The 25732-nt window shown below is 69.4% G+C and carries 24 protein-coding genes, 4 tRNA genes and 1 other RNA gene; 17 read left to right on the forward strand and 12 right to left on the reverse strand.

Annotated elements, in window-relative coordinates:
* The first annotated feature begins 83 nt into the window (after positions 1-83).
* A tRNA-Ser gene (locus KUA19_RS24770) sits at positions 84-174 on the forward strand.
* A gap of 56 nt (positions 175-230) precedes the next feature.
* A tRNA-Arg gene (locus KUA19_RS24775) sits at positions 231-306 on the forward strand.
* A 63-nt stretch (positions 307-369) separates the two neighbouring features.
* On the opposite strand, the gene KUA19_RS24780 is transcribed toward KUA19_RS24775, so the two are convergent.
* Positions 370-525 (reverse strand): GNAT family N-acetyltransferase, encoded by a 156-nt coding sequence (locus KUA19_RS24780; protein ID WP_217399498.1) that lies wholly within the window; start codon positions 523-525, stop codon positions 370-372.
* 70 nt (positions 526-595) lie between these two features.
* A complete protein-coding gene (locus tag KUA19_RS24785) occupies positions 596-823 on the reverse strand; it encodes a winged helix-turn-helix domain-containing protein (protein ID WP_217399499.1) in 228 nt (75 codons plus the stop codon).
* A 564-nt stretch (positions 824-1387) separates the two neighbouring features.
* Between KUA19_RS24785 and KUA19_RS24790 the strand changes: the two genes are divergently transcribed.
* Both KUA19_RS24790 and KUA19_RS24795 read left to right on the forward strand, forming a co-directional pair.
* Positions 1388-2011 (forward strand): DUF6230 family protein, encoded by a 624-nt coding sequence (locus tag KUA19_RS24790; protein WP_217399500.1) that lies wholly within the window; start codon positions 1388-1390, stop codon positions 2009-2011.
* Positions 2012-2085: 74 nt separating this feature from the next.
* A complete protein-coding gene (locus tag KUA19_RS24795) occupies positions 2086-3462 on the forward strand; it encodes a DUF6114 domain-containing protein (RefSeq protein ID WP_217399501.1) in 1377 nt (458 codons plus the stop codon).
* Between the two features lie 124 nt (positions 3463-3586).
* Here the strand turns inward: KUA19_RS24795 and deoD are convergent, their stop codons facing one another.
* The 7 genes from deoD to KUA19_RS24830 all read right to left on the reverse strand — a co-directional run bounded on the left by deoD (position 3587) and on the right by KUA19_RS24830 (position 7641).
* Positions 3587-4294 (reverse strand): purine-nucleoside phosphorylase, encoded by a 708-nt coding sequence (gene deoD / locus KUA19_RS24800; protein ID WP_217399502.1) that lies wholly within the window; start codon positions 4292-4294, stop codon positions 3587-3589.
* 67 nt (positions 4295-4361) lie between these two features.
* Positions 4362-4451: transfer RNA gene (locus tag KUA19_RS24805), tRNA-Ser, on the reverse strand.
* 22 nt (positions 4452-4473) lie between these two features.
* Complete coding sequence (locus KUA19_RS24810) at positions 4474-5016, reverse strand: hypothetical protein (protein ID WP_254550051.1); 543 nt, start codon at positions 5014-5016, stop codon at positions 4474-4476.
* A gap of 391 nt (positions 5017-5407) precedes the next feature.
* Positions 5408-5584, reverse strand: a complete 177-nt coding sequence (locus tag KUA19_RS24815) for a hypothetical protein (protein ID WP_217399504.1) — start codon at positions 5582-5584, stop codon at positions 5408-5410.
* A gap of 106 nt (positions 5585-5690) precedes the next feature.
* Positions 5691-6281: a hypothetical protein gene (locus tag KUA19_RS24820; protein WP_217399507.1), complete on the reverse strand. Its 591-nt coding sequence runs from the start codon at positions 6279-6281 to the stop codon at positions 5691-5693.
* The gene (locus tag KUA19_RS24825; RefSeq protein WP_217399509.1) at positions 6278-6958 is read right to left on the reverse strand and encodes an iron-containing redox enzyme family protein; all 681 of its coding nucleotides are present in this window, start codon (positions 6956-6958) and stop codon (positions 6278-6280) included. Before KUA19_RS24825 ends, KUA19_RS24820 begins: the two co-directional genes overlap by 4 nt.
* Positions 6959-7556: 598 nt before the next feature.
* Positions 7557-7641 (reverse strand) — tRNA-Ser (locus tag KUA19_RS24830).
* 58 nt (positions 7642-7699) lie between these two features.
* Between KUA19_RS24830 and ffs the strand changes: the two genes are divergently transcribed.
* The 9 genes from ffs to KUA19_RS24875 all read left to right on the forward strand — a co-directional run bounded on the left by ffs (position 7700) and on the right by KUA19_RS24875 (position 16700).
* Positions 7700-7795: signal recognition particle sRNA small type (ffs, locus tag KUA19_RS24835), an RNA gene on the forward strand.
* An 86-nt stretch (positions 7796-7881) separates the two neighbouring features.
* Positions 7882-8208 carry a YbaB/EbfC family nucleoid-associated protein gene (locus KUA19_RS24840; protein WP_217399512.1) on the forward strand — a complete coding sequence of 109 codons (327 nt, stop codon included), beginning with the start codon at positions 7882-7884 and terminating at the stop codon, positions 8206-8208.
* 11 nt (positions 8209-8219) lie between these two features.
* Positions 8220-8813: a recombination mediator RecR gene (gene recR, locus KUA19_RS24845; protein WP_217399514.1), complete on the forward strand. Its 594-nt coding sequence runs from the start codon at positions 8220-8222 to the stop codon at positions 8811-8813.
* 367 nt (positions 8814-9180) lie between these two features.
* The gene (locus KUA19_RS24850) at positions 9181-10182 is read left to right on the forward strand and encodes an ABC transporter permease (RefSeq protein ID WP_217399516.1); all 1002 of its coding nucleotides are present in this window, start codon (positions 9181-9183) and stop codon (positions 10180-10182) included.
* 89 nt (positions 10183-10271) lie between these two features.
* Positions 10272-12011 carry an ABC transporter substrate-binding protein gene (locus KUA19_RS24855; protein WP_217399518.1) on the forward strand — a complete coding sequence of 580 codons (1740 nt, stop codon included), beginning with the start codon at positions 10272-10274 and terminating at the stop codon, positions 12009-12011.
* A gap of 96 nt (positions 12012-12107) precedes the next feature.
* A complete protein-coding gene (locus KUA19_RS24860; protein ID WP_217399520.1) occupies positions 12108-13127 on the forward strand; it encodes an ABC transporter permease in 1020 nt (339 codons plus the stop codon).
* On the forward strand, positions 13124-14194 hold the full coding sequence (locus tag KUA19_RS24865; RefSeq protein WP_217399522.1) for an ABC transporter ATP-binding protein: 1071 nt from the start codon (positions 13124-13126) through the stop codon (positions 14192-14194). The genes KUA19_RS24860 and KUA19_RS24865 overlap by 4 nt, the downstream gene beginning before the upstream one ends.
* The gene (locus KUA19_RS24870) at positions 14191-15216 is read left to right on the forward strand and encodes an ABC transporter ATP-binding protein (protein ID WP_217399524.1); all 1026 of its coding nucleotides are present in this window, start codon (positions 14191-14193) and stop codon (positions 15214-15216) included. The genes KUA19_RS24865 and KUA19_RS24870 overlap by 4 nt, the downstream gene beginning before the upstream one ends.
* A gap of 371 nt (positions 15217-15587) precedes the next feature.
* Positions 15588-16700: a glycoside hydrolase family 25 domain-containing protein gene (locus tag KUA19_RS24875; RefSeq protein WP_217399526.1), complete on the forward strand. Its 1113-nt coding sequence runs from the start codon at positions 15588-15590 to the stop codon at positions 16698-16700.
* A 115-nt stretch (positions 16701-16815) separates the two neighbouring features.
* Here KUA19_RS24875 and KUA19_RS24880 read toward each other — a convergent pair whose 3' ends face one another.
* Positions 16816-18990, reverse strand: a complete 2175-nt coding sequence (locus KUA19_RS24880) for a DNA polymerase III subunit gamma and tau (protein WP_217399528.1) — start codon at positions 18988-18990, stop codon at positions 16816-16818.
* 153 nt (positions 18991-19143) lie between these two features.
* Between KUA19_RS24880 and KUA19_RS24885 the strand changes: the two genes are divergently transcribed.
* The 3 genes from KUA19_RS24885 to KUA19_RS24895 all read left to right on the forward strand — a co-directional run bounded on the left by KUA19_RS24885 (position 19144) and on the right by KUA19_RS24895 (position 23186).
* Positions 19144-20241, forward strand: a complete 1098-nt coding sequence (locus tag KUA19_RS24885; RefSeq protein WP_217399530.1) for a DUF11 domain-containing protein — start codon at positions 19144-19146, stop codon at positions 20239-20241.
* Positions 20242-20312: 71 nt separating this feature from the next.
* Positions 20313-21980, forward strand: coding sequence for an ABC transporter substrate-binding protein (locus KUA19_RS24890; protein WP_217399532.1), 1668 nt, complete (start codon positions 20313-20315; stop codon positions 21978-21980).
* 117 nt (positions 21981-22097) lie between these two features.
* Positions 22098-23186, forward strand: a complete 1089-nt coding sequence (locus KUA19_RS24895; protein WP_217399534.1) for a COG1361 family protein — start codon at positions 22098-22100, stop codon at positions 23184-23186.
* A 53-nt stretch (positions 23187-23239) separates the two neighbouring features.
* Here KUA19_RS24895 and KUA19_RS24900 read toward each other — a convergent pair whose 3' ends face one another.
* Together KUA19_RS24900 and KUA19_RS24905 are read right to left on the reverse strand one after the other, a co-directional pair.
* On the reverse strand, positions 23240-23485 hold the full coding sequence (locus KUA19_RS24900) for a hypothetical protein (protein WP_217399536.1): 246 nt from the start codon (positions 23483-23485) through the stop codon (positions 23240-23242).
* Positions 23482-24111, reverse strand: coding sequence for an HNH endonuclease family protein (locus KUA19_RS24905; protein ID WP_254550052.1), 630 nt, complete (start codon positions 24109-24111; stop codon positions 23482-23484). The genes KUA19_RS24900 and KUA19_RS24905 overlap by 4 nt, the downstream gene beginning before the upstream one ends.
* Positions 24112-24263: 152 nt before the next feature.
* Here KUA19_RS24905 and KUA19_RS24910 point away from each other — a divergent pair, with 152 nt between their 5' ends.
* Positions 24264-25730 carry an MFS transporter gene (locus KUA19_RS24910; RefSeq protein ID WP_308167622.1) on the forward strand — a complete coding sequence of 489 codons (1467 nt, stop codon included), beginning with the start codon at positions 24264-24266 and terminating at the stop codon, positions 25728-25730.
* The last annotated feature ends 2 nt before the right edge of the window (positions 25731-25732 follow it).

The following is a 25732-nucleotide window of genomic DNA, read 5'->3' on the forward strand; positions in this document are numbered from 1 at the left end:
GATAGTCGCTTTGCTCAACCCGGTGGGGGCACGGTATCCTCGTGCGTCGGTGGTCAAACAGGGAGACCTGTGGGTCCACCACTGGAGGCTTCGCCTAGTTCGGTCTATGGCGCCGCACTGCTAATGCGGTTGGGGTCTTAAAGCCCCTCCCGGGTTCGAATCCCGGAGCCTCCGCGCGGGACCACGTTCGCGGTCGGAAAACCGGCCGTGTATGCTGATCCAGCAAGCAAGCGCCCGTAGCTCAATGGATAGAGCATCTGACTACGGATCAGAAGGTTAGGGGTTCGAGTCCCTTCGGGCGCACCAGCAGGCCAAGGCCGGTTTCCAGTTCTGGAAACCGGCCTTGATCGTTTGTACGGATCGTGCCCGTCAGACCTCGAGCGCCCAGCGCACGAACCGCCGCCGCGACGTGAACCCGGCTTTCTCGTAGACCCTGAACGCCCCGAAGGGGTTCGCCGAGTCCACTTTCACGCCGGCGCGGTCGTAGCCCTGGTCGGCGAGGGCCCGCAGCGCGTGCCCGATCAATGGCCTGCTCGGCGGGCACACAAAAGCGCCCGTCCGCGCGAGCGCGGCACGGGTGCTTGGCAACCGCAGGTCAGTCGTCCTTGCGGTTGGGATCCTTGACGAAGACTCCGTCTCCCTGGCGACCCTCGATCAGGTTCTCCGCCTTGAGCACCAGCATGGCGCCGCGCACGGAGCCGTAGCTGATCTGGTACTCCTCGCGCAGCTGGCTGATGGACGGCAGCTTGTCTCCGGGCTTCAGCTCTCCCGAGCGAATCCTCTCGCGGATGGCGTTCGCCAGCCGTTCGTACTTGGCGGTCATACGGTCATCTCCCATGGCTCGCCCCAGTAGTAGATCACCGTCACTTGTCCGGAATCAACTTCTTCCTCAGGTCTAGACATAGTCGACTAGGCCGTTTATGGTGATGATGGTCTCAGGCCCATGGCTCGCACCCCATGGTCCCTGAGACCGAGGGTGTGCCGACTGCAGCCAGTGAGGCGCAGGTGGTACGCCGGGCGCGGCGGGCGCACCTGTGTGCCGCTGACCCGCCGCGCCCTCCAGGGGATATGCCCCTGGCCGTTCAGCTGATCACGGCCTTGCCGTTACAAAACCGTTACCTTGCGGTGAATCTCGACCGTCTGTGATGAGCCTCATTCGCGACTCGGACATCTTCGGGCCAACGCCTCGACATCGGTGACTCTGCGTGAGATTTCTTGATCTCGCACGCCACCGCGTGTTACCGACGGGTAGCTAGCCCCTTGTGGTCCGCGTCATAAGCCGGAAACATCGTGCCCACCCCCGGGCGCGGTGTCCCCTGCGCGCCGGTGCAGACGAACCCCGCTGGCGACGCGCCGCGGGGCAAACCCCCAACGCGAGGAGGTCCCCGTGAAGGACTCGCAAGGCAATCTGGTACTGGGGCGTACCAGGTGGCGGCGTTTCGCCGCCGTCGTGGTGCCGGCCACCATCGCCGTCTCGGGCCTCATGGCCGGTGTGGCGCAGGGTGCGGTTCCGGTGACTTTCCACATCTCGGGCCAGACCGCCAAGATCTCGGCCGACCACCTGAGCGCCGACGGCTTCAGCCAGTACGGCGGCGTGCTGGTGGAGAAGAACGGCACTCCGCACGCGGTCGCCATGTCGGCGATCAAGGACGCGAAGCTGACCAACCTCTGCCAGTCGGTCACCACCCCGCTGCCCTTCGGCACGTTCACGCTGTTCATCCGCGCCGGCCGGTCGGCCGGGGCCCCGGTGACCGCGCACAACCTGCTGATCGGCATGGACAGCCTGGCCGGTGACGCCGAGTTCACCAACATCAACATTGGTGCCGACGCGTCCGAGCTCACCGCCGGCGGCCCGGCCTCCGGCACCGCGGGCATGTTCGGCCAGGAGGCCGACAAGGCCGAGATCGACAACGTCAAGCAGGTCGCCCGCAGCACCCAGGCCGGCACGTTCAACCTGACCGGTCTGTCGCTGACGGTCGAGGCCAACTCGACCGGCTGCTTCCCCGGCTGACCACTGGCCGAGCCGTTCTGGCCGGGGGCGTGTCATCATGGCCCACCCCCGGCCATCATCCCTTGGAGGCACCCGTGAACCCGTGGCAACGGTTGAACGCCTGGCGGCGCAGCCGGCCGTACTGGGGCGGCATGTTCCTCATCCTGGCCGGCATCGAGATCATGGCCAGTACGAAGATGACCCTCGACGGCGCCACCATCAGTGTCGGAGTCACCGGCCTGCAGGCCCTGCTGATCCCGTTCATCCTCGTGGTCGCAGGGCTGCTGGCCTGGTTCTCGCCGGCGCAGCGGATGTTCTACGGCCTGATCGGCGTGTTCGTCGCGATCTACTCCCTGATCGCGATCAACCTGGGTGGCTGGTTCGTCGGCACGATCTTCGGCATCGTCGGCGGCGGCCTCGTCTTCGCCTGGAATCCCGCGTCGGACAAGGGCGACCGGGCTGAGGGCGACGACGAGCCGAACTCCGACGACGGCGGGCACCACGCCGACGTGAACGACCTGCTCGACGGCCCGATGACCGACACCCTGCCGCCGGCGGTCAACCCGCTGCGCGACGGTGTGCCGGCCCAGCGGCAGCCGTACGGGGAGGAGACCCCCGACACCGACCGCCGCAACGGCCCCCGCCATGCGGCGATGGGCATCGTCGTGGCGACCCTGGCCGCGTCCATGCTCGGTGTGGTCGTGGCGCAGCAGCCGGCTCGCGCCGCCGAGTGCGGCACGGTCGCGGCCGCCGCCGGACCGGTCCGGACCGTGGTGGGCGGCCTGCTCACCACGATGGGGCAACTGCTCGGGGTGGCGGCCACTCCGTCGCCGTCGGCGAGCCCCACCCCCTGCCCGACTGATTCGCCCGAGCCGTCCCCGTCGCCGTCGACCGAGGCTCCGGAACCGTCGGCGTCCCCGTCACCGAAGCCGTCGGCGTCGCCGGAACCCTCCGGCTCGCCGACGGCCAAGCCGTCTCCGGACGAGTCGGAGCCCGCACCCACCTCGCCGACGCCCACGCCGTCCCCGACGGCCAAGCGACTGCAGGCGGCAAAGGGTCAGCCGCTGGTGGCGGAGCGGGCCTCGCTGCTGACCGGCACCCGCGTCACCATGTACAACCTGGTGTTCGACGGGATCGTGCAGTTGCCGACCCAGTCGGGCACGGTCGAGGTGCTGCAGTTCTCCATGAGCCAGTCGGACACCGTGGACTTCAAACTCCACGTGTACGGCAAGGGCGGCGCCGACCAGGAGCTGACCACGCCGAAGCTGACGGTCAAGGGCGACACCGTGAAGTTCTACACGAGCAGGTTCCGTGGGAACCTGCTCGGCCTCATCCCGGTCGACTACAGCCCGACGTCGCTGCCGCCGAACATCCCGCTCCCGCTGGTGTTCTTCACCGACCCGGTGATCGACCTGGTGTTCGTCGACTCGCCGGTGCTGACGGCACCCGACCTCAAGGTCACCACGCTGTAGCCGAAAGGCCTGTCCGAGGGCGCCTTCTCCCCACCGGGGAGGGGGCGCCCTTTCAAATTGCCGGGCAATCGGTCGTATGCGGGCGCAAGATACGCCCGATTGCCTGGCAACTCGAACGAGGCCGTCAGGCGATGACGGTGTCCAGGGCGATCTCGACCATCTGCGAGAAGGTCTGCTCACGCTCCTGGGCGGTGGTCGCCTCACCCCGCTTGATGTGGTCGCTGACCGTGAGGATGGTCAGCGCGCGGGCGTCGTAGCGGGCCGCGATCGTGTACAGCGCCGCCGACTCCATCTCGACCGCCAGCACGCCGTAGTCGGCGAGCGTGTCGTACAGGTCGGGGCGGTCGGTGTAGAAGGCGTCGGCGGCCAGGATCGGGCCGACCCGCATCGTGATGCCGCGCCGCTCGGCCACCTCCACCGCCGTGCGTAGCAGGCCGAAGTCGGCCACCGGGGCGTAGTCGATCAGGCCGTCGAAACGCATCCGGTTCATGTTGGAGTCGGTGCTGGACCCGATCGCGGCCACCACGTCGCGCAGGTTCAGCGACTCGGCCAGGGCTCCGCACGAGCCCACCCGGATCAGCGTCTTCACGCCGTAGTCGTTGATCAGCTCGTGGGCGTAGATCGAGGCCGAGGGCATGCCCATGCCGGAACCCTGCACCGACACCCGCACCCCCTGGTACGTGCCGGTGAAGCCGAACATGTTGCGCACCGTCGAGTAGCAGTTCGCGTTCTCGAGGTAGTTGTCCGCGATCCATTTGGCCCGCAGCGGGTCGCCGGGCATGAGAACCCGCTCCGCGATCTCACCGGGCTTGGCGCCGATATGCGTACTCATGGGCTGATCTTCCCATGCAGCAGAAAACGCCCGCCGGTTCCTCGGTGGAAACCAACGGGCGTTCTCGTGGCGGTGGCGGCGGGATTTGAACCCGCGGAGGGGTTACCCCCTCACACGCTTTCGAGGCGTGCTCCTTAGGCCACTCGGACACACCACCGCCGCAGACAATACACGATGTCTCAGCAGGCGCCGAAACCGGTATTGAACAGCTGTCGCAGCGAGTCGCCGTAGCCCGCGATCGCCTTCTGGACGGAGGTGCCGTCGTGCAGGAACAGGTAGCCGCGGTCGCCCTGGGTGACCAGCAGGCCGTCGAACTGGTAGCTGCCGGTCGGGGCCGTCAGCTCCTGGGCCTGCGGGTACGCGGCCCGGACCGCGGTGACACTGCTGCCGGTGTGCACGCCCTCGGGCGTACGCAGCGGGTTGTCGAACCAGACCAGGGTCAGCCGGTCGTCCGGACCGAACACCAGGCTGCCCTCGGGCATGCCGGTGGCCTGGGCGCTGCAGCCCGCGCGGGACTTGTCCAGCCGCTGGTCCAGGTCGCCGCGGGTGGCGCCGAAGCGAAGGCCGCGCACCCCCTGCAGATCGACGATGTCGGGGCCCTGGGCCACGGAGGCGACCACGGCGTCGCGCTGAGGGGCGGTGTGGGTCGCGTTGGTGGCCTGGGCGGCGCAGGCGGCGCCACCCAGCATCATGACGGTCGCGAGAGCGAATGATCCGCGCATGGCTGTCCCCTTACCAAAAACTACGGCCTGTGAAGTGACTCTCACCGGGGGTGAGGTCGTGTCGGCAATCCTACGACTACCTTGCGTGACCGCAACCTCACCGTGAGGTTTTCTCGGAGGTGACTCGCTCATATTTATCCAGTTTAGGGCTGTTTTATGCCGCTGAAACCGGTTGAAACACGGTCAGGTGAGCAGGAAGCGGCCGTCGGAAAAAACCTGGAACTTTCCCAGTACTCGGTCCATGCGGCCCGCTGCGAGCCCGCAGGTGTGGCGAGGCGAAACTGCAGGAAAGGGGCCCAGGATTCGTGCTGTTTCCCCGAAATCGCGCCCTCCAACCGCGGGGCGGCGCGGTGCGGCGCGGGGAGGGGTGGATGCGGGAGGGGAAGGGTGGTCAGGGGCCGGTGACGACCTGGCCGGCGTGGGACTGGCAGGTGCAGGTGATCCAGAGGGCGCGGGTGGTGGTCCCGGTCGGGGTGCTGATGAGGCGGTGCTCCACCCGCTTGCCCGCGCCGTAGCAGTCCAGGCAGACGAAGGGCGGCGGCGCCGCGTCGCGCTCCTGCTCGCTCATGACGCCCACGCTAGGTGTCGCCCGCAGACGAGTCGAGCCCTGGTCCGTGGGGCGAGGCTTGAGCCGGCGGAGGATACGAGGGTGTCCGGTGCCACCGCTGCCGTGCTTATCTGACCGGTTCGAGAATCGAGAAGTCGACGAAATGCTTACGGACGTGGGCCGTCCGAGCCGCCGAGTCGGCCATGGTGCCGACCATCACCCGGTAGTCGGCCACGCCCCGCTCGCTGATCCCGAAGGACACCCCCTCGACCGGCCGCGCCGCGAAGGCAAGGGCGAAGTGCCGTACCGCGGCGGGCCGGCAGTAGGCGTAGTAGCGCCGCACCGGGGTATGCCGTGGCATCCACACGGCGAAGCCGTGGACGACGGCGGCGCCGTACAGCCGCCCGCCGCCCTCCGCCGCGAACCGGGTCACCTCGCAGACCTCCGGCGCCCCGTCGTCGGCCGCCGGCAGCACCCCGAGATCACGCATCTCCAGGCGCGGCGCAGTGGCCGGGGTGAGGCGGACGGTGGCGGTGAGGCGGCCGCCGGCGAGCAGTCCGAAGACGAAGCTGTGCCGGTCGATCTCCTCCTCGTGCTCGAGCACCTCCAGCGGCAGGTCCAGCCGACTCGCGTAGACCCGCCGCCGCAGGGCGACCACCTCCCGCCACAGCTCGGAATCGCCGTCCGGGGCGACCCGCAGGCACCGCAGACTCGTCACCGCGCCGCGACCGCCCGGGCGGCCCAGGCGTGGTAACTCTCGTCCAGCAGCTGCCCGGTGAGCCACAGGGAGGTCCTGGCCACCTGCAGCACCTCGGCCTGCTCCTGGTCGGTGACGGCCCACCGCTCGATCTGCTCGACCACCTCGCCGGCGTGCTTGGCGTCGATCTCGGCGTGCGCGACGAAGAAGGACATCTCACGGTCGCCGAGGCCGAGGTCGGTGCGCATCGCGCCGAGCAGCGCGGTGATGTGCGGGTAGACCGACTCCGCCCAGTACGAGTAGCCGAGTCGGGCGGTGGCGCCCTTCATCAGCGCCACCGAGTACAGGTAGCCGATCAGTGCGGTGGTGGCGCGCAGCGGCGGGGCCTCCAGGGCGCCCTCCAGCAGGCCCGTCGCCCGCAGGTCGTGCTCGATCATCTTCTCGTGGCCGAGCTCCTCCTCGGCGTGCTCGAAGCAGTAGCGCAGCAGGCCCATCTTCGCGGGTGGCACCCGCCAGGCTGCGAAGGACTGGTTGATCGGGTTGTGCTGGGTGTAGTGCCACAGCTGGGCCATGACGGTCCGGTAGAGCTCCCGGTCCAGGCCGTGCTCGGTCAGGTGGCGCCAGAAGGGGCCGGCGTGGATCTCCTGCCATCCCCGGGCGGTCTCGTCCTCGAGCAGCGTGACGAACGGCGAAGTCATCTCTTCCTCCAGAAGTCTCTCAACGGGCGCTCAACGTCCACCATGGACTGGGCACGTTGGACTCCCCTCAGTTCTCACGGCACACGAGTGGAGCTGACTGACCTCCGACAAATCGTTCCGGATCGGCGCTGAACGCGGCTACTTCACACATGCTCAGCTGAACCGTTCCGGTCGCTCTCAGCCGGGGCTCGCGGCCGGCTGCTGCCCGGATTGAGCAGCAGACCAATACCGCCACGGACAAGACGAAGTCGCGGGCGGGCCGCCGCCGCGTCGGTCTGCCCACCGAACTGGTCGAGCCGCTGCGGGCCCATCGGGAGGCGCAGGACAAGGAACGGGTGACGGCGTGCCGGCTCTGGAACGAGGAAGGCTGGGTGTTCGCCACCCCCCGCCGGTAGGCCGCTCAGCCCCAACCAGGTCGGCGGGGTGATCTGGAAGCGGACGAAGAAGCAGAAGAAGCGCAAGAAGGCAGGCGCGGGCGGCGACGAGAGCGGTGCTCCGGCCCTGGTCCAGGGCCGACCGAGACCGAAACTGAGGCCAGAGACGAGCTGAGGGCCAGCCCTTGACCAGGGCTGGCCCTCAGCTGTTGCTGCGCAGAGAGCGGAGGATACGAGATTCGAACTCGTGAGGGTTTTATCCCAACACGCTTTCCAAGCGTGCGCCCTAGGCCTCTAGGCGAATCCTCCGTGGAGAAGGATACATACCGGGGTGGCGGCGCGCACGACCGACCCAGCGGGTAGCATGACAGAGCCCCCGTGCGGCGGCACCCTGTGAACCTCCCCAGGGCCGGAAGGCAGCAAGGATAAGCAGGCAATACCGGGTGCACGGGGGCCCTTCCATGTCCGGGCCCGGTCGCGGCCGACAGCGTCGGCGGTGCGGTCTAGGCTGTCGGAGTCGGCAGTGGCGGCGATCCAGAGGAGCACAGCATGCGCCCGGGTGGTGGACGACAGCAGCCCAACATGAAGCAGCTGATGGGTCTGCAGCGGCAGCTTCAGCAGGCACAGGCGGCGCTGGCCGAGGCCGAGGTCACCGGCACCGCGGGTGGCGGCCTGGTCACTGTCACCGCCAGCGGCACCGGCGAGTTCCGCCGCGTCTCGATCGACCCGAAGGCCGTCGACCCCGACGACGTCGAGACGCTCGAGGACCTGGTCCTCGCGGCGATCACGAACGCCGCCGACGAGGTCCGCAAGATCACCGAGCAGAAGATGGGTCCGCTCTCCGCCGGTCTCGGCGGCATGGGCCTTCCCTTCTAGGCCCGGCCACCGTGTACGAGGGTGCGATCCAGGATCTGATCGACGAGCTGGGCCGACTGCCCGGGGTGGGCCCGAAGAGCGCCCAGCGCATCGCCTTCCACGTGCTGGCGGCGGACCCGACCGACATCAAGCGGCTGGCCGCGGCGTTGACCCGGGTCAAGGAGCAGGTGCGCTTCTGCGTGCAGTGCTACAACGTGGCAGAAGAGGACATGTGCCGCATCTGTCGCGATCCGCGTCGCCGTGAGGACGCGATCTGCGTCGTCGAGGAGCCCAAGGACGTGGTGGCCATCGAGCGGACCAACGAGTTCCGCGGCCGCTACCACGTGCTCGGCGGGGCGATCAATCCGCTGGAGGGGGTCGGCCCCGACAACCTGCGCATCCGTGAGCTGATGGCCCGGCTGAGCAGCGGGAAGGTCCTCGAGCTGATCCTGGCCACGGACCCGAACACCGAGGGTGAGGCCACCGCCACCTACCTGGCGCTGATGGTCAAGCCGATGGGTATCACGGTCAGTCGCCTGGCCAGCGGGCTGCCGGTCGGCGGCGATCTTGAGTACGCCGACGAGATCACGCTCGGTCGTGCCTTCGAAGGCCGCCGCACCCTCTGATTCACGTCCTATCACGCCCCGCAGATATTCAAGCAGCACGATGTCCCTATGGCGTCTAGCTGCTGTTTTCTGCGTCACCGGCGTCCGGTTTTTATAACGCCACCATCACGGTCGGGCCTGAACTTGGTTACAGGCACGGCCCGAGCTTGACGCGGTACGACTCGCGAAGAATGCTCTGATCACGCGGTGGCGTGCACCACACGGCACCGCTGTCGCCTGTCATCCGATCGCCCCCCACGGCGGATGGGGTCGGGCGGCGCGAGTCACGCTAGGTAACAACCGAGCGGATGTCGCGCGGCAGCCGGCCACCCCTCAGGCGCAACCGGTGTGACGTGACCGGCGTCCGCAGGGAGGGGCGCTCCGTCTCATGGCCACGCCAGTCGACACCTCTGTCACCGAGGTGCGCACCGAAGCCGCGCCCGCCAAGGCGATCGAAGGCCGATCACTGGGCCGCATCGCCTGGTCTCGCCTCAAGCGGGACAGGGTCGCCATGTCCGGCGGTGTCGTGGTCCTGCTGCTCATCCTGATGGCGATCTTCGCGCCGTTCATCGTGAAGCTGCTGGGGCACCCGCCGAACGATTTCCACCAGGACACCGCGCTGCTCGACCCGTCGCTGGGCAACCTGCCGCGGGGTGGCTTCCTGTTCCCCAACAGCGGGATCAGCAAGGACTACCTGTTCGGCATGGAGCCGCTCAACGGCCGTGACCTGTTCAGCCGGGTCGTCTACGGCGCGCGGATCTCGCTGTTGATCGCCTTCCTGGCGACCGTGCTGTCGGTGTTCATCGGGGCGACGCTGGGCGTCATCGCCGGTTTCTTCGGCGGCTGGGTGGACACCCTGATCAGCCGGGCGATGGACCTGTTCCTGGCGTTCCCGCTGCTGGTGTTCGCGATGGCGATCGTCGGCATCCTGCCGGACACCGCGTTCGGGCTATCCGGCAACGGCCTGCGCATCGCGATGCTGATCTTCGTGATCGGCTTCTTCAACTGGCCCTACGTCGCGCGCATCGTGCGCGGTCAGGCGCTGTCGCTGCGGGAGCGCGAGTTCATCGACGCGGCGCGCAGCCTCGGCGCCCGGGGGCCGTACATCGTGTTCCGGGAGATGCTGCCGAACCTGATCGCGCCGATCCTGATCTACACGACGCTGACCATCCCGACGAACGTGCTGTTCGAGGCGGGCCTGTCGTTCCTCGGCGTCGGCATCCAGGCGCCGACCGCGAGCTGGGGCGGCATGCTCGGCAAGGCCACCGAGTACTACAACGTGCCGCACTTCATGTTCTTCCCCGGCATGGCGATCTTCGTGACCGTACTGGCCTTCAACCTCTTCGGCGACGGTCTGCGCGACGCCCTCGATCCCAAGGGCAAGCGCTGACCCCGCCCCATCGGCAGGACCACCACTCCAGCGGTTCGAGACGCGAACCGTTCCACCAGGGAGGAATGTAAGTGAAGAAGAAGGGAAGGGTGCTCGCGGCTTCAGTCGCCGCGTTCGCACTCGCGCTGGGGGCAGCAGCCTGCAGCGGTAGCAAGGACGAACCCACCACTCCGGCAGCGAAGGACGCCTACAACGGCGCGCTGACGGCGGTCTTCAACCCGTCCGACAAGAAGGGCGGCACGATCAAGCTCGCCCACTCGTCCGACTGGGACTCGCTCGACCCGGGCGACACCTACTACGGCTACTCGTGGAACTTCGTGCGTCTCTACGGCCGCTCGCTGGTCATGTTCAAGCCGGGCCCCGGCGCGGAGAGCAGCCAACTGGTGCCGGACCTCGCCGAGAACCTGGGCGCGCCCAGCGACGGCGGCAAGACCTGGACCTACAAGCTGCGCGCCGGCCTGAAGTACGAGGACGGCACCGCGATCACGTCCAAGGACGTGAAGTACGCGGTCCTGCGGTCCCTGGACAAGGACGTCTTCGTCAACGGCCCGACCTACTTCAACGACTTCCTGGCGCTCGAGGACGGGTACAAGGGCCCGTACAAGAGCAAGGGCGTCGACACCAAGGCCATCGAGACCCCCGATGACCTGACGATCGTCTTCCACCTGAAGACGGCGTTCGGTGGCTTCGACTACTTCGCCATGCTGCCCTCGACCATTCCGGTTCCGGAGGCCAAGGACAACGGCGCGAAGTACAAGGAGCACGTGGTCTCCTCCGGCCCGTACATGTTCGACACGTTCGAGGCCGAGAAGAGCTTCTCCCTCAAGCGCAACCCGAACTGGGACCAGGCCACCGACCCGAACCGCAAGGCGCTGCCGGACCGCTACGAGGTCCAGCTGGGCGTCGCGGCCGCCGACATCGACAACCAGCTCATCTCGGGTGACCTGCAGATCGACGTCGCCGGCACCGGTGTGCAGTCGGCCACCCTGGGCAAGGTCCAGAGCGACCCGGACCTGAAGGCCCGCGCGGACAACCCCTCGATCGCGCGTCTGTGGTACACCTCGATCAACCCGAAGGTGGCGCCGCTGGACAACATCGAGTGCCGCAAGGCCATCATGTACGCCGCGGACCGCACGGGCTACCAGGCCGCCTACAACGGTGAGGAGGCCGGTGGCGCCATCGCGACCAGCCTCATGCCGCCGCAGGTGCCGGGCGCGATCAAGGACGTGACCTGGTCGGCCGGTGCCGACAACAAGGGTGACCTCGACAAGGCCAAGGCCGCGCTCGAGGCCTGCGGTCACAAGGACGGCTTCGAGGTCAACATGGCGTACCGCTCGGACCGCCCGAAGGAGCAGGCGACCGCCGAGTCGCTGCAGCAGTCCCTGGGCCGCGTCGGCATCAAGCTGACCCTGAAGGGCTACCCGGCCAGCGACTACTTCGCGCTGTACGCGGGCAAGCCGGGCTTCCGCAACGGTGAGGCCAAGCTGGGCATGGCCACCAACGGCTGGGGCGCGGACTGGAACGACGGCTTCGGCTTCCTGTCGCAGATCGTCGACAGCCGGGTCATCCGTGACTCGGGTGGCTCGTCCAACATCTCGGTCATGATCCCCGAGGTCGACGCGATGATCGACCGGGCGCTGCTCGAGACCGACGTCAAGAAGCGTGACGCGCTCTGGGGACAGGTCGACAAGCGCGTCATGGAGGAGGCCGTGATCCTGCCGGGTGTCTGGGCCAAGGCGCTCACCATCCGCGGCAAGGGTCTGACGAACGTCTTCGTCAACGAGTCGTTCGGCATGTACGACTACCTGGCCCTCGGTGTGCAGCAGTAATCACACCAGGCAACTGGACGGCAACAACCAAAGGTAGGTGAAGGCGTAGGGTGGCCGACCGGGCTCCGGTCCGGTCGGCCACCCGGGCCGACAATCGTGGTCAACTACATCATTCGGCGCCTGTTCGGCGGCGCGATCATGCTCTTCGCGGTGAGCATCGCGACCTTCCTGATCTTCTTCGGTCTGCCCCGGCTGGCCGGTGCGACCCCGGAGAGTTTCGCGGCGCGCTACGTCGGCCCGCGGGCCACCGCCGAGGTGCAGGCGCAGGCGGCGGAGAGACTCGGCCTCAACGACCCGCTGTACGAGCAGTACGGCCGCTGGGTGAAGGCGATCTTCGTCGGCGCTGACTACGACTACGGCCCGGCCGTGGAGCACTGCCCCGCGCCCTGCTTCGGCTACTCGTTCATCACCAAGCGTCCGGTCTTCGACGACCTGATGGACCGACTGCCGGTGACGGCGTCGCTGGCCCTGGGCGCGGCGTTGATCTGGCTCCTGGCCGGTGTCGCCACCGGCGTCCTGTCGGCGCTACGAAGAGGCAGCCTCTTCGACCGGGCCGCGATGGGCACGGCGCTGGCCGGTGTCTCGCTGCCCATCTTCTTCACCGGCACGCTGGCGCTGTCCCTGTTCAGCTATGGCAGACCGTTCGACTGGACCGCGCGTGGCGGCGCTTTCACGCCGATCACCGAGAACCCCGGCGAATGGGCGTACAACCTGATCCTGCCGTGGATCACGTTGGCGTTCCTCTACGCCGCCGCCTACGCCCGCAACACGCGGGCGGGCATGCTCGAGACGATGGGCGAGGACTACATCCGCACCGCCCGCGCCAAGGGTCTGCTCGAACGTACGGTCGTGGTCAAGCACGGCCTGCGTGGCGCGCTGACCCCCATCATCACCATCTTCGGCCTGGACCTGGGTCTGCTGCTGGGCGGCGCCGTGCTCACCGAGAAGACCTTCTCGCTGCACGGTATCGGCCACTTCACGATCGACGCGATCGACAAGCAGGACTTCCCGCGCATCATGGGCGTCACCATGCTCGCGGCGTTCTTCATCGTGGTCGCCAACCTGGTCGTTGATCTGCTCTACGCGGTGGTCGACCCGCGGGTGAGGCTGTCATGAACACTGTGATCTCTCCTCGCCCCTCGGCGGAGGCGACGTCCTTCCTGGAACTGCGGGATCTGAAGATTCACTTCCCGACCGACGACGGCGTGGTCAAGTCCGTCGACGGGCTCACCTTCTCGCTGGAGCGCGGCAAGACCCTGGGCATCGTCGGCGAGTCCGGCTCGGGCAAGTCCGTGTCCAGCCTGGGCATCCTCGGCATCTACCACCAGGGCAACGCCAAGATCTCCGGCGAGATCTGGCTCGACGGCCAGGAACTGGTCAGCTCGTCGCGCGAGCAGGTGCGCCAGCTGCGCGGCAAGCGGATGGCGATGATCTTCCAGGATCCGCTGTCGGCGATGCACCCCTACTACAGCGTGGGCGCCCAGATCATCGAGGCGTACCGGGTGCACAACAACGTGTCCAAGAAGGTCGCCCGCAAGCACGCGATCGACATGCTCGGCCGGGTCGGCATCCCGCAGCCGGACCGGCGCGTGGACGACCACCCGCACCAGTTCTCCGGCGGCATGCGGCAGCGGGCGATGATCGCCATGGCGCTGTCGTGCGACCCCGAGCTGCTGATCGCCGACGAGCCCACCACGGCGCTCGACGTGACGGTGCAGGCGCAGATCCTGGACCTGATGCGTGACCTGCAGCGCGAGTTCAACTCCGCGCTGATCATCATCACGCACGACCTGGGTGTCACCGCCGAACTGGCCGACGACGTCCTGGTCATGTACGGCGGCAAGGGCATCGAGTACGGCAGCGCCGAGGACATCTTCGAGCGGCCGGAGCACCCGTACACGTGGGGTCTGCTCGGCTCGATGCCGCGCCTGGACCGGCCGGTCACCGAGCGGCTGCTGCCGATCAAGGGCACCCCGCCGTCGCTGATCAACGTGCCCTCGGGCTGTGCCTTCCACCCGCGCTGTGCCTTCGCCGACCGTACCGGTGGCGCCAGCCAGCGCGACGTGCCGGAACTGCTGTCGCTGGACAGCGGCAAGCACCGCGTGCGGTGCCACCTGCCCGCCCAGGAGCGCCGTCAGATCTGGCAGAACGAGATCAAGCCGAACCTGGAGGGCGTGGCATGAGTGCCGAGATGAACAACGACGCCCTGCTGTCGGTGCGCGGTCTGCAGAAGCACTTCCCGATCACCAAGGGCCTGCTCCGGCGCAAGGTCGGCGCGGTGCAGGCGGTCGACGGGCTGGACTTCGACGTCAAGCCCGGCGAGACCCTGGGCCTGGTCGGCGAGTCCGGCTGCGGCAAGACCACCACCGGCCGCCTGCTGACCCGGCTCATCGAGCCGACCGGCGGCAACATCCGGTTCGAGGGCCGCGAGATCACGCACCTGTCCCAGGGGAAGCTGCGTCCGCTGCGGCGGGACCTGCAGATGATCTTCCAGGATCCGTACTCGTCGCTCAACCCGCGACACACGGTGGGCGCCATCGTCGGCGCGCCGTTCCACATCCAGGGCGTCAAGACCCCGCAGGGCACCAAGAGGGCCGTGCAGGACCTGCTGGAGCTGGTCGGCCTCAGCCCGGAGCACTACAACCGCTACCCGCACGAGTTCTCCGGCGGTCAGCGCCAGCGCATCGGCATCGCCCGTACGCTGGCCCTGAAGCCGAAGATGATCATTGCGGACGAGCCGGTGTCGGCCCTGGACGTGTCCATCCAGGCGCAGGTGGTCAACCTGCTGGAGGACCTGCAGCAGGAGCTCGGCCTGACCTACGTCGTGATCGCGCACGACCTGTCGGTGGTGCGCCACATCTCCGACCGGGTCGCGGTCATGTACCTCGGGAAGATCGTCGAGATCGCCGATCGGGACTCGCTGTACTCGCGGCCGCGCCACCCGTACACGGCGGCGCTGCTGTCGGCGGTGCCGGTGCCGGACCCGAAGCGGCGCGCGGGCGACCAGCGTGAACGCATCCTGCTCACCGGCGACGTGCCCAGCCCGATCAACCCGCCGTCGGGCTGCCGGTTCCGTACCCGCTGCTGGAAGGCGCAGGAGATCTGCGCGACCACGCCGCCGCCGCTGGTGCGGCACGTGGCCACCGACACCGAGGGCCACCTGGCCGCCTGCCACTTCCCGATGGCCGACGGCGAGACGCGCTGACCGGTTCGACCTCGCAGAGCCCGTACGCCGCCACTGGCAGCGTGCGGGCTCTGCCGCTTTCGGATCCGCCGTGGAGGATTCTCCTACTCGGAGCGTGATAAGCTCAGCACTGATTGTCACCGTATCTGCGCCTGCCTCGGGACGCCCGAGGCGCCTCCAGGAGTGCAGCGCGACGCCGGCCCGTGCCGGGCATCGGTGCCGCATCTCTCGCCCGAATAGGGCACTCACCAACCCGACTCCGCAAGTGGGGTGCGACCATGCCCATCACACTGTGGAATTTTCCGCCTGACTGGGTGGCAAAGACCGGTCCGGTAGGGGCCAAAATCGTGGAATTCGTCTCCAAGTGGTACCCGGAAGCCGACGGAGTGTTCGTGAGCTCCGCCTACCGAGCCCATGAGGATGACGGCGGCACGTGGTCCCATCACAACGGCCAGATCTACAGGAACTCGAAGACAGCCGCCGTCGACTTCGTCACGTACTCCCGGCCGGGCACCGCTCAGCTCGGCCTGCACGGTCGCGACTCCGCCAAGATGCGCGACCTCGCCAAGTGGCTGTACGAACACTTCGGGGATCTCACCGTCGAGATGTTCCACACCACGCCGTTCAACACCGACAACGGCTTCAACATCAGGTACCAGGAGCCGACCCACGGCATCCCCGGCCACGACAACCACATTCACTTCGCCACCTCCGAGGCCCTGCTGGGCAAGATGGAGTCCCGCGCGCCGCAGCTGTTCCGGGAGCCGGTCCCGCACAACGTGGTGGTCGAGCCGGTCGTGGGTGCGAGCACGCTGTTCGGGTGGGACACCTCGGACTACGACCACGACCGCGGGATGCGCCCCAGCCACGTCCGGGCGGCGGCGGAGGAGGGCATCCGGTTCTTCACGCACAAGGTCACGGACGGCACCAAGACGATCCACAACAGGGCCGGCGGGAAACTCAAGGCGGCCCGGGACGCGGGCATCCCGTTCCTGGGGGCGTACGCGGTGCCGCGCACGCCCGGCAACAACGGCCACGGCGGCATCATCCACCAGGTGGAGTTCGCCATCGCCGAGACGACCAGGCAGTTCCCGGACTGGCAGGACTTCCCGGGCTGGTTCTGGCAGGTCGATCTGGAGCACTGGGACTGGGACACCGTGCAGCCCTGGTGCGGGGTCGAGATGTGCAAGCAGCTGCGGGAGCTCACGGGCAAGACGGCCCTGCTCTACGCGCCGCACTGGTCGTACGGGGACAGTATCGCCGGGGCGGATCCGCTCTGGGCCAGCGACTACGGCCCCAACCGGATCGGGAACTTCAAGGACCTGTACGACGCCCGCGACGGCAACACCGGCCGGGGCTGGCGCAAGTACAGCGACCGGACGCCGGTGATCTGGCAGTTCGGCAGCCGGGGGATCGTCGGTGGGCAGAAGACGTGTGACATCAACGCCTTCCGCGGCACCGAGGACGACTTCGCCCGGATGATCAACGCACCAGCCGTCGTCTGACCGGCGCAGCACGCCCCTGACTCGTGCGGTTTCGCGGAAACCGCACGAATCAGGGTGCCGATGGCGGCATTTGCCTGAGATCGCGCCAACGCTTCGGGCGGGCGCGCCCGACCTACTAGTCGATCTTTTCCAGGTTGAAGCTGCGGCGTAGGGAGTCGACAGCGGCCTGCTCGGTGGTCTGCCGGGCAGTGGCGGCGTCGACCACCTCGTCGGTGGGCTCGTCGCCGGGGTCGAAGCCCTCGTATGCCCGCAGGCCGCCGGGCGGCGGTCCGTCGAACTCGGGATCGTACGGCGGCTCGTCCAGCGGCGGCCCGTCGTCGGCAGCCGAGGCCCGGCGACCGGCTGGGGCGGGTGCCTGCGAGCGACCGGTGGCGGCTGCCTGACCAGTCCTGCCCGCCGGGGCCGCGGTGCGGCGCGGGGCAGCCGGTGCGGCGGCGGGCCGCTCGGCCGGGGCGCTGACCGGAGCGGCGGCGGCCGGGGCCGTTCCGCCGACCGGGGCGGTGGCGGGCCAGTCGTCGCCGCCGGTGGCCGGGACGGGTGCGGTGCGAGCCGGGGCGGTGCGGGCCGGAGCGGCGGTCATCGGCGCGCCGACGGTGCGGCCGGGTGCGGCACCGCGCTGGTCTCCGCCGACCTCGCAGCGCAGCTGCCAGGTGCCGCCGAGCACCTGGTGCACCGCCTCCAGCAGCGGACCGGGGTCGTTCTCCACCCCGGTCGCGTGGATCTTGTGCTTGAACAGCAGCACCAGCGTGCTGCCGTCGATGTCGCGCACGACCGCCTCCCGGGCGAAGGCCGCCGCCTTCTTGCTGCTGCGGCCGACCGTACGCACGATCTCCTCCCACGAGCGGCGCACATCGGCCGCGCTGCCCGCGCCGCCCCCCGCCGGGGCGTGGGCAACGGGCGCGGCGCTGACCGGGACTGCGCTCACCGGCGCGGCGCTGGCCGGGACCGCGCTGACCGGAGCCGCGGCGGGTGCTGTGGGCGCGGCGGCCTGGGGGGCGCGCGGCGCGGGCTCGGCAACCGGCTCGCGGGCCGCCGCGGCGCGGGCCGGAGCGGTTTGGGCCGGAGCGGTTTGGGCCGGGGTGGTTTGGGCCGGGGTGGGCTCGGGGCGGCTGTACTCGACGGCCCGGGGCGCGACGGCGCCGGACTCCAGCCGCTCCAGGCGCTGCAGCAGGGCGGCGGCCGAGTCGTCGACGGCGGGCAGCAGCATGCGCGCGGTGATCAGCTCCAGCAGCAGCCGGGGTGAGGTGGCCCCGCGCATCTCGACCAGGCCGTTGGCCACGATGTCGGCGCAGCGGGACAGCGTCGCCGGGCCGAGCTGCCCGGCCTGGGCGCGCATCCGGGTCAGCTGCTCCTCGGGCACGTCCACCAGTCCGCTGCCCGTGGCCTCGGGGACCTGGCGCAGGATGATCAGGTCACGGAGGCGCTCCAGCAGGTCACCGGCGAAGCGGCGTGAGTCGTGCCCGGCCTCGGCGACCCGGTCGATGGTCGCGAACGCGGCGGCACCGTCCCCGGCCACCAGCGCGTCGAGCATCTCGTCGATGAGGGTGGCGTCGGTGACCCCGAGCAGGGCCACCGCGCGGGCGTACGTCACGCCCTCCGGCCCGGAACCGGCGATCAGCTGGTCGAGCACGGACAGCGAGTCTCGCGCGGAACCGCCGCCTGCGCGCACCACCAGCGGCAGCACCTGCGGCTCGACCGTGACGCCCTCCGACCCGCACAGCTGCTCCAGGTACGGCCGGAGCACGCCCGGCGGGATGAGCCGGAACGGGTAGTGGTGGGTCCGGGACCGGATGGTGCCGAGCACCTTCTCCGGTTCGGTGGTGGCGAAGACGAACTTGACGTAGTCCGGGGGCTCCTCGACGAGTTTGAGCAGCGCGTTGAAGCCCGCCGACGAGACCATGTGCGCCTCGTCGATGATGTAGATCTTGTAGCGGCTCACCGCGGGCGCGAAGAACGCGCGTTCGCGCAGCTCACGGGCGTCGTCCACGCCACCGTGGCTGGCCGCGTCGATCTCGATGACGTCGATCGAGCCGGGGCCGTCGGGCGCCAGGGCGCGGCACGAGTCGCACTCGCCGCACGGGTCCGGGGTCGGGCCCTTGGCGCAGTTCAGCGACCTGGCCAGGATGCGCGCGCTGGAGGTCTTGCCGCAGCCGCGCGGCCCGGAGAACAGGTACGCGTGATTGAGCCGCCCGCTCTTCAGGGCCTGGATCAGCGGCTCGGTGACGTGATCCTGCCCGATCACCTCGGCGAAGGTGCGGGGGCGGTACTTGCGGTACAGCGCCAGCGCCACGGCTCCTCCATGTCCTCGGCCCGCTTCGGGGCCATCCTGGCACGTCAGGTTTCATCCGAACGTCGCACGCCACCGTACCCCGCGGGGCTGACCATCAGCTCGCGCAGTCACTACGATCCCGCAGGCAACACTCTCGGGGAGGAAGGCACCACCATGCGACTGCGGACGATCGGCGCGCTCCTGGGCGCCCTGCTGCTGGGCGCGCTCGCCCCGGCGGCGGCGAGCGGCGCGGGCGCGCTCACCCTCTCCGCCATGCGCGGCACGGTCGAGATCAACGAGTACGAGGTGTCCGTGGTCGGCATCGTCGCCGACAACCACACCGGCGCCGCCATCCGCGACGCCGCGGTCGTGGTGGACGCCTCGCAGGTGTCGAGCAGCGTCGAGGTCATGCACATGCTGCAGGACTGCGCCCGTGCCGGAAAGGTGTTCACCTGCCGGACCAGCGTCGCGGCCGGGGATTTCGCCCAGTTCCAGCTCGTCGTGCAGGCGCACCAGGGTGCCGGTAAGGGACCTGCGGGCCAGGTGACCGTGACGGCTCCGGGCTCGACCCCGATCAAGGTCGGCCTGCAGGTGATCCGGCCCCAGTTGGCCGACATCCAGACGACCTCGGACCGGCAGGTGGGCTCGGTCGGCCAGACCGTGCCGGTCACCATCGTCGTGCACAACGCGGGCCCGGACTCCTCCTACCGCCCCACGGTCTTCGTCTATGAGGCCGACGGACTGGATTTCCAGGGATTCGCCGCCTGCCCCGGGACGCTGGAGGAAGGCGGTTGCATGCTGCCGACGCTGACGGCGGGCAAGTCGCTGGCAGTCGTCGCCAAAATCAAGATCACGGGCAAGGATCCCAGCGGGACGTACGGGGTGCGGACCTCGACCGCCGACCCGAACACGGCCAACGCGGGCCTGCTGGACGTCTGCGTGCGCGGCGGCTACTGCACCAACGGCCGTCGCTACGGCGTGCAGGCCGCCCCGAGTGGTGGTGCCGCCTCGCCGAAGCCGCAGGCCACCGCCACCGCCACCACCAGCGCCGCACCCGCCCCCGCCGAACCGGGCACCCCCTCGGGGACAGGCACTGGTGCCGCCCCGGCCGCGTCGGAGCACGCGGTGGCCGCTCCGGACCTCGAGCCGATGGCGGTGCGGGGTCCGGCCGAAGGGCTGCCCGCGATGCTGGCGTTCGGGTTGGTGTTCACGGTGGTGGTGGTCGCGTCGGTGCAGGTGGCGCGCACCTTCCGGCCTGGTCGGGACCGCTGAGGGACAACGGTTCGATATCACCTCCGCTACCGGAGGTAGCGCACTCCATCGACGGCCGTTATGGTCGCGTCATGCGTACGCCCCGGCGCCGGGTCTGGTCGATCTTCCTCGTGCTCGCGACGCTGCTCGCGACGAGCTGCACCGATGACAACAGCAACCCGCTGCCCCCGCCGGGCGTGGCGGGGCTGCCCACCTTCAGCACCAAGGACACGCTGGTGTTCGGGGTGGGGCAGGCGCAGTCGCTCGACCCGGCGCTGGCGCCCGACGCCGAGTCGCTGCGGGTGGCCCGGCAGGTGCTGGAGACGCTGGTGCAGATCCAGCCGGGCACGGCCCGGGTCATGCCCGGCCTGGCCGAGAGCTTCACCGCCGACCCCACCGGCACGGTGTGGACGTTCCTGCTCAAGCGGGGGGTGAAGTTCCACGATGGCACCGACTTCGACGCCGCCGCGGTCTGCGCCAACTTCGACCGCTGGTACCACTTCACCGGGCTGCTGCAGAACGCCGACGTCTCGGCGTACTGGCAGCTGGTGTTCGGGGGGTTCGCCCAGAACAGGTCGAGCCGCCTGCCCGCGAGCCTGTTCAAGTCGTGCACGGCGACCGACGCCAACACGGCGGTGCTGACGCTGACCAAGGCGAGCAGCAGGTTCCCGGCCGCGCTGGCGGTGCCCGCGTTCGCCATCTCCAGCCCGGCGGCGCTGCAGAAGTACCAGGCGGACAACTTCAAGGGCGGCACCGGCTACCCGGCATACGCCGAGCACCCGGTCGGCACGGGGCCGTATCGGCTGGTGTCGTGGGACCGGAAGGCGCGCCGGATCACCATGGAGGCCTTCGAGGGCTACCACGGGACCAAGGCGAAGATCAAGAACCTGGTCTTCCAGGCGATCGAGGCCAACCAGCGCAAGCAGGCGCTGCTCGACGGCTCGGTGCAGGGCTACGACCTGGTCAACCCGGCGGATATGAAGGAGCTGGGGGAGAAGGGGTACAAGCTGCTGCCGCGGCCGCCGTACAACGTGCTCTACCTGGGCATCAACCAGGCGGGCAACCCGGCGCTGGCCAAGCCCGAAGTGCGGCAGGCGATCGCGTACGCGGTGAACCGGCAGCGCATCGTGGACGAGGTGTTCCCGCCCGGGGCGAAGGTGGCGCTGAACTTCCAGCCCGACAGCGCCGCCGGGTTCAACCCCGACGTCAACGACTACAAGGCCAACCCGCAGCAGGCGAAGGTGCTGCTGGAGCGGGCGGGCTACCCGAACGGGCTGACCCTGCGGCTGCACTACCCGACCAACATCTACCGCGACTACCTGCCGGACCCGAAGAAGATCGTGGAGCTGATCACCGAGGACCTGAAGGCGGTCGGCATCACGGTGCAGCCGACGGCGCTGCCGTGGAACCCGGCCTACCTGAACACGGTGACCAAGGGCAGCGCGCACGACCTGCACCTGTTCGGCTGGGAGGGCGACATCGGGGACGCGTACACGTTCCTGGGCAGCCTGTTCGACAAGCGTTCGGCCGAGTTCGGGTTCACCGACGCCGACCTGTTCGGGGCGCTCAAGGAGGCTGACGGGGCGAGCTGGCTGCGCCGACCCGACCTGTACCGGGCGCTCAACGCCAGCCTGATGCAGAAGCTGCCCGCGGTGCCGCTGGTGCACGGCCCGACCACCTTGGTCACCGTGCAGGACCTGGTGGGCATCGTGCCCAGCCCGCTGACCGACGAGCACTACGCGGAGGCGCTCTTCCTCTGAAGCGAGCCGTCGAGCCTGTGCCAGGTACGGCGCGCCCGCGTGTCAGGGCAATCGGACTTTTATGGACATAAGGTAGCCTGCCAGCTTGCCACGTTCCGTGCTCGTTGGGGGTCCGCGATGCTCCGCGCACTGAGTCCAGTCCTGTTGGGAACCACGTTCGTGCTGGCCGGAGCCGGTGCGCTGCCCGCCGCCGCCGCTGACAGCAGCCTGGCCGTCACGGTCCCCGACAAGGCGGTGGCCAACGAGATGGGCGGCACCGAGCTGCTGGTGAAGCTGGACAACAGCGGCGAGCAGGACCTGAGCAAGGTCACGCTCAAGGTGCGCCTGGGCGGCGCGCTGTCGGGCCGGGTGGAGCTGGTCGGCGCCGACTGGTGCAACAAGGACAAGACCTCGGCCACCTGCTCGGTCGACCGGATCACCCCGGGCAGCGGCATCACCGCGCGGATCTCGCTGCGCGCCCGCAAGAACGCCCCGCTCGGGGCGGCGGGCAACGTCACCGTCACCGCGCACGCCGCGACGGGCACCGCGCCGATCACCACCGTGCCGATCGAGGTCACGTCACCGCCGTACACGGACATCTCCGCGACGGCCGCCAGCGCCCCTACCTACCTGCGCGTCGGCGAGACCGGCGCGTTCACGGTCACCTACCGCAACTCCGGGCCCGTGCCCGGCGTGCTGCGCATCGGCAAGCCCGGCGGGACCGGCTTCGCCGATCCGAGCTGGACGGACTGCCCGCTGCCCGACGGCGACGGCTGCCTGATCGAGGCCCTGGCGCCCGGCGGCACCCGCAAGGTCACCTTCACCGAGAAGCTGACCAGCGCACACCCCGGCGAGCCGCACGTGGCGATGACCGTGGACGGCGCGTACGACCGCCTCGTCACCGACAACTACGCCAGCTTCGCGATCTGCGTCCACGAGACCGGCGACTGCACCCGGTCCGTGCCCGGACACCACCCGTCGGCCTCGCCGTCGCCCGCCCACCACCCGTCGGCCAAGCCCAGCCCGGTCGACGCGCCCGTCGCCCAGGCCGAGGCGGAACCGCTGGCGGCGGCGCAGCCGGACCGGGTGGTGCTGGCCAAGGCCGAGCCGGAGTACGACGAGGCCGAGGAGGTGCTCGGCATCGGCACGTACGCGGTGATCGGTTTTCTGATCCTGGTGGCCTCGATGATGCTCGCCTGGCACCACCGCCGCCGCCACCACCGCTGAGTCGCGACACGACGAAGGCCGCCCGGGTGCACCGGGCGGCCTTCGTCGTTCTGTCAGCCCTCGGGGCGGTTGAGGATCCCGACCGCCTGCGCGTGCAGCGCGGCCACGGGATCGGTGACCGGCACGGTCGCTCCGGTCACCGTGTACCACTCACCCGCGCCCAGGTACTGCACCTTCAGCCGGGCCAGCCCGTCGGCGCCCAGCTCGCTGGCGAGGGTCAGCTCGCCGGTGACCACGCCCACCTCATCGGTCATGACTCCGCCCGGACCGGCGACGATGTTCGTGGTCAAGGTGCTCATACGCAGGACTCCAGCATGTCGCTCAGTGCGGCCTTCTCGGCCGAGGTCACGGTGAGCTTCCAGTACGTCTTCACCGTGATCCAATCAACGGCGTAGGTGCACCAGAAGTCGCGCGACGGCGGCTTCCACGTCGACGGGTCCTGGTCACCCTTGGACCGGTTGCTGCTGGCCGAGACCGCGAACAGCTGCGGCCGGGTCAGGTCGTTGGCGAAGTCGGAGCGCTTGTCGTCGGTCCACGAGTCGGCCCCGGAACGCCACGCCGCCGCCAGCGGCACCATGTGGTCGATGTCGACCTTCAGCGGGTCGGTGGTGTCGGCGCCGTCGTAGACGCTGTGCCAGCTGCCGCCGGTGACGTTGCAGCCGTCCAGTTTGATGTTCTTGCCGTCGCGGGCCAGCACGGTGTCGCGGACGTCGCAGTTGCTGCCCGCCTTCTTCCAGTGCGGGAACCGGTCGCGGCTGTAGCCGGTCATCGGCCGGGCCTCGGCGACCTTGAGGGTCTTCAGCGAGGCCGCCGCGGTGGTGCCGTCACCGGCGGCCGCGGGCGGCCGGGCGCCGTCTTTGCTGCCCGACGAGCCCGTGTTGCCCGCCTCGGGGTCGCAGGCGGCGGTGAACAGCACGGCGGTCAAGAGTAGGGAGATACCGGTCCATCTGAGAGGTTTGGGGGAACGCACGTGCTAACCCTACGGCTGATCCGTGCGGTCGCAACTACACGGAAGACGTCTACGCAGGTGTCCGGTTTCAGCGTGCGTTCGGCGCGACGGCGACGAGAATGGGCCGGGTGGACGGTGCCGGACTGACGTTGCGCAGCCGCGCGGGCAAGGGCACGCTGGCCGCGGCGGTGCTCGCCTCCGGTATGGCGTTTCTCGACTCGACCGTCGTCAACGTCGCGCTGCCGTCGCTCGGCCGCGACCTCGGGGCCACCCTGGCGCAGCTGCAGTGGGTGGTCAGCGGATACACGCTGACGCTGGCGGCGTTCGTGCTGCTCGGCGGGGCGCTGGGTGACCACTGGGGACGGCGGCGGATGTTCGTCGTCGGCGTCGTCTGGTTCACCGTGGCCTCGGTGGCCTGCGGCTTCGCCCCCAACGTCGAACTGCTGATCGTGGCCCGGATCGTGCAGGGCGTCGGGGCCGCGCTGCTCACCCCCGGCTCGCTGGCGCTGCTGCAGGCGTCGTTCACCAAGGACGACCGGGCCCGCGCGATCGGGGCGTGGTCCGGCCTGGCCGGGGTCACCACCGCGCTCGGGCCGTTCGTCGGCGGCGTGCTCATCGACCAGGCGTCGTGGCGCTGGATCTTCCTGATCAACGTGCCGTTGGCGGCGGTGGCGGTGCTGCTCGCGCACCGCTACGTGCCCGAGAGTCGGTCGCCCGAGGTCGACCATCACTTCGACCTCGCCGGGGGCCTGCTCGGGGCGCTGGGCCTGGCCGGGCTGACCTACGCGCTGATCGCCTGGCCGGAGCAGGGGTTCGCCTCGGTCGCGGTGCTCGGTGGGCTGGTCGTGGCGGTGCTCGGGGCGGTGTCGTTCCTGCTGCGCGAGCGTCACTGCGGGCCGCGCGCGATGCTGCCGCTCCAGCTGTTCGACTCGCGCGCCTTCTCGGTGCTGAACCTCTACACCCTGCTGGTGTACGGCGCGTTCGGCGGCTTCCTGTTCCTGCTGGTCATCTTCCTGCAGAACGTCGTCGGGTACGACGCGCTGCAGGCGGGCCTGTCCACCCTGCCGATGACGCTGCTGATGTTCGCCTTCGCCGAGCGCTCCGGCGCCCTGGCCACGAAGATCGGGCCGAAGCTGCAGCTCACCACCGGTCCGATCTGTTGCGCGATCGGCATCCTGCTGCTGCGTGAGGTCGGTCCGGGCACCGACTACTGGACCGGAATCCTGCCCGGAGTGCTGGCCTTCGGCGTCGGACTGACCCTGTTCGTCGCCCCACTGACCGCGGCGGTGCTGGCCGCGGTCGCGGTGCGCCACGCCGGGGTGGCCAGCGGCGTCAACAACGCCGCCGCGCGGGCCGGATCGCTGCTGGCCGTGGCGGTGCTGCCGCTGCTGGTCGGGCTCACCGGCGACCAGTACGAGCAGGCGGGGCCGATGACCGCCGGCTATCGGCAGGCCGCGCTGTGGGCGGCCGGGGTGCTGGTCGTCGCGGCGGGGCTGGCCCTGTTCGTCTGCCCGCACGTGCCGCTGAGCCGTGCCGAGGTGCGCAGACAGAAAGAGGAGCACCTGCCCGAGTTCGGCAGGTGCCCCTCCGCGTGATC

It is taken from the genome of Catellatospora tritici (assembly GCF_019083965.1).
Classification (GTDB): domain Bacteria; phylum Actinomycetota; class Actinomycetes; order Mycobacteriales; family Micromonosporaceae; genus Catellatospora; species Catellatospora tritici.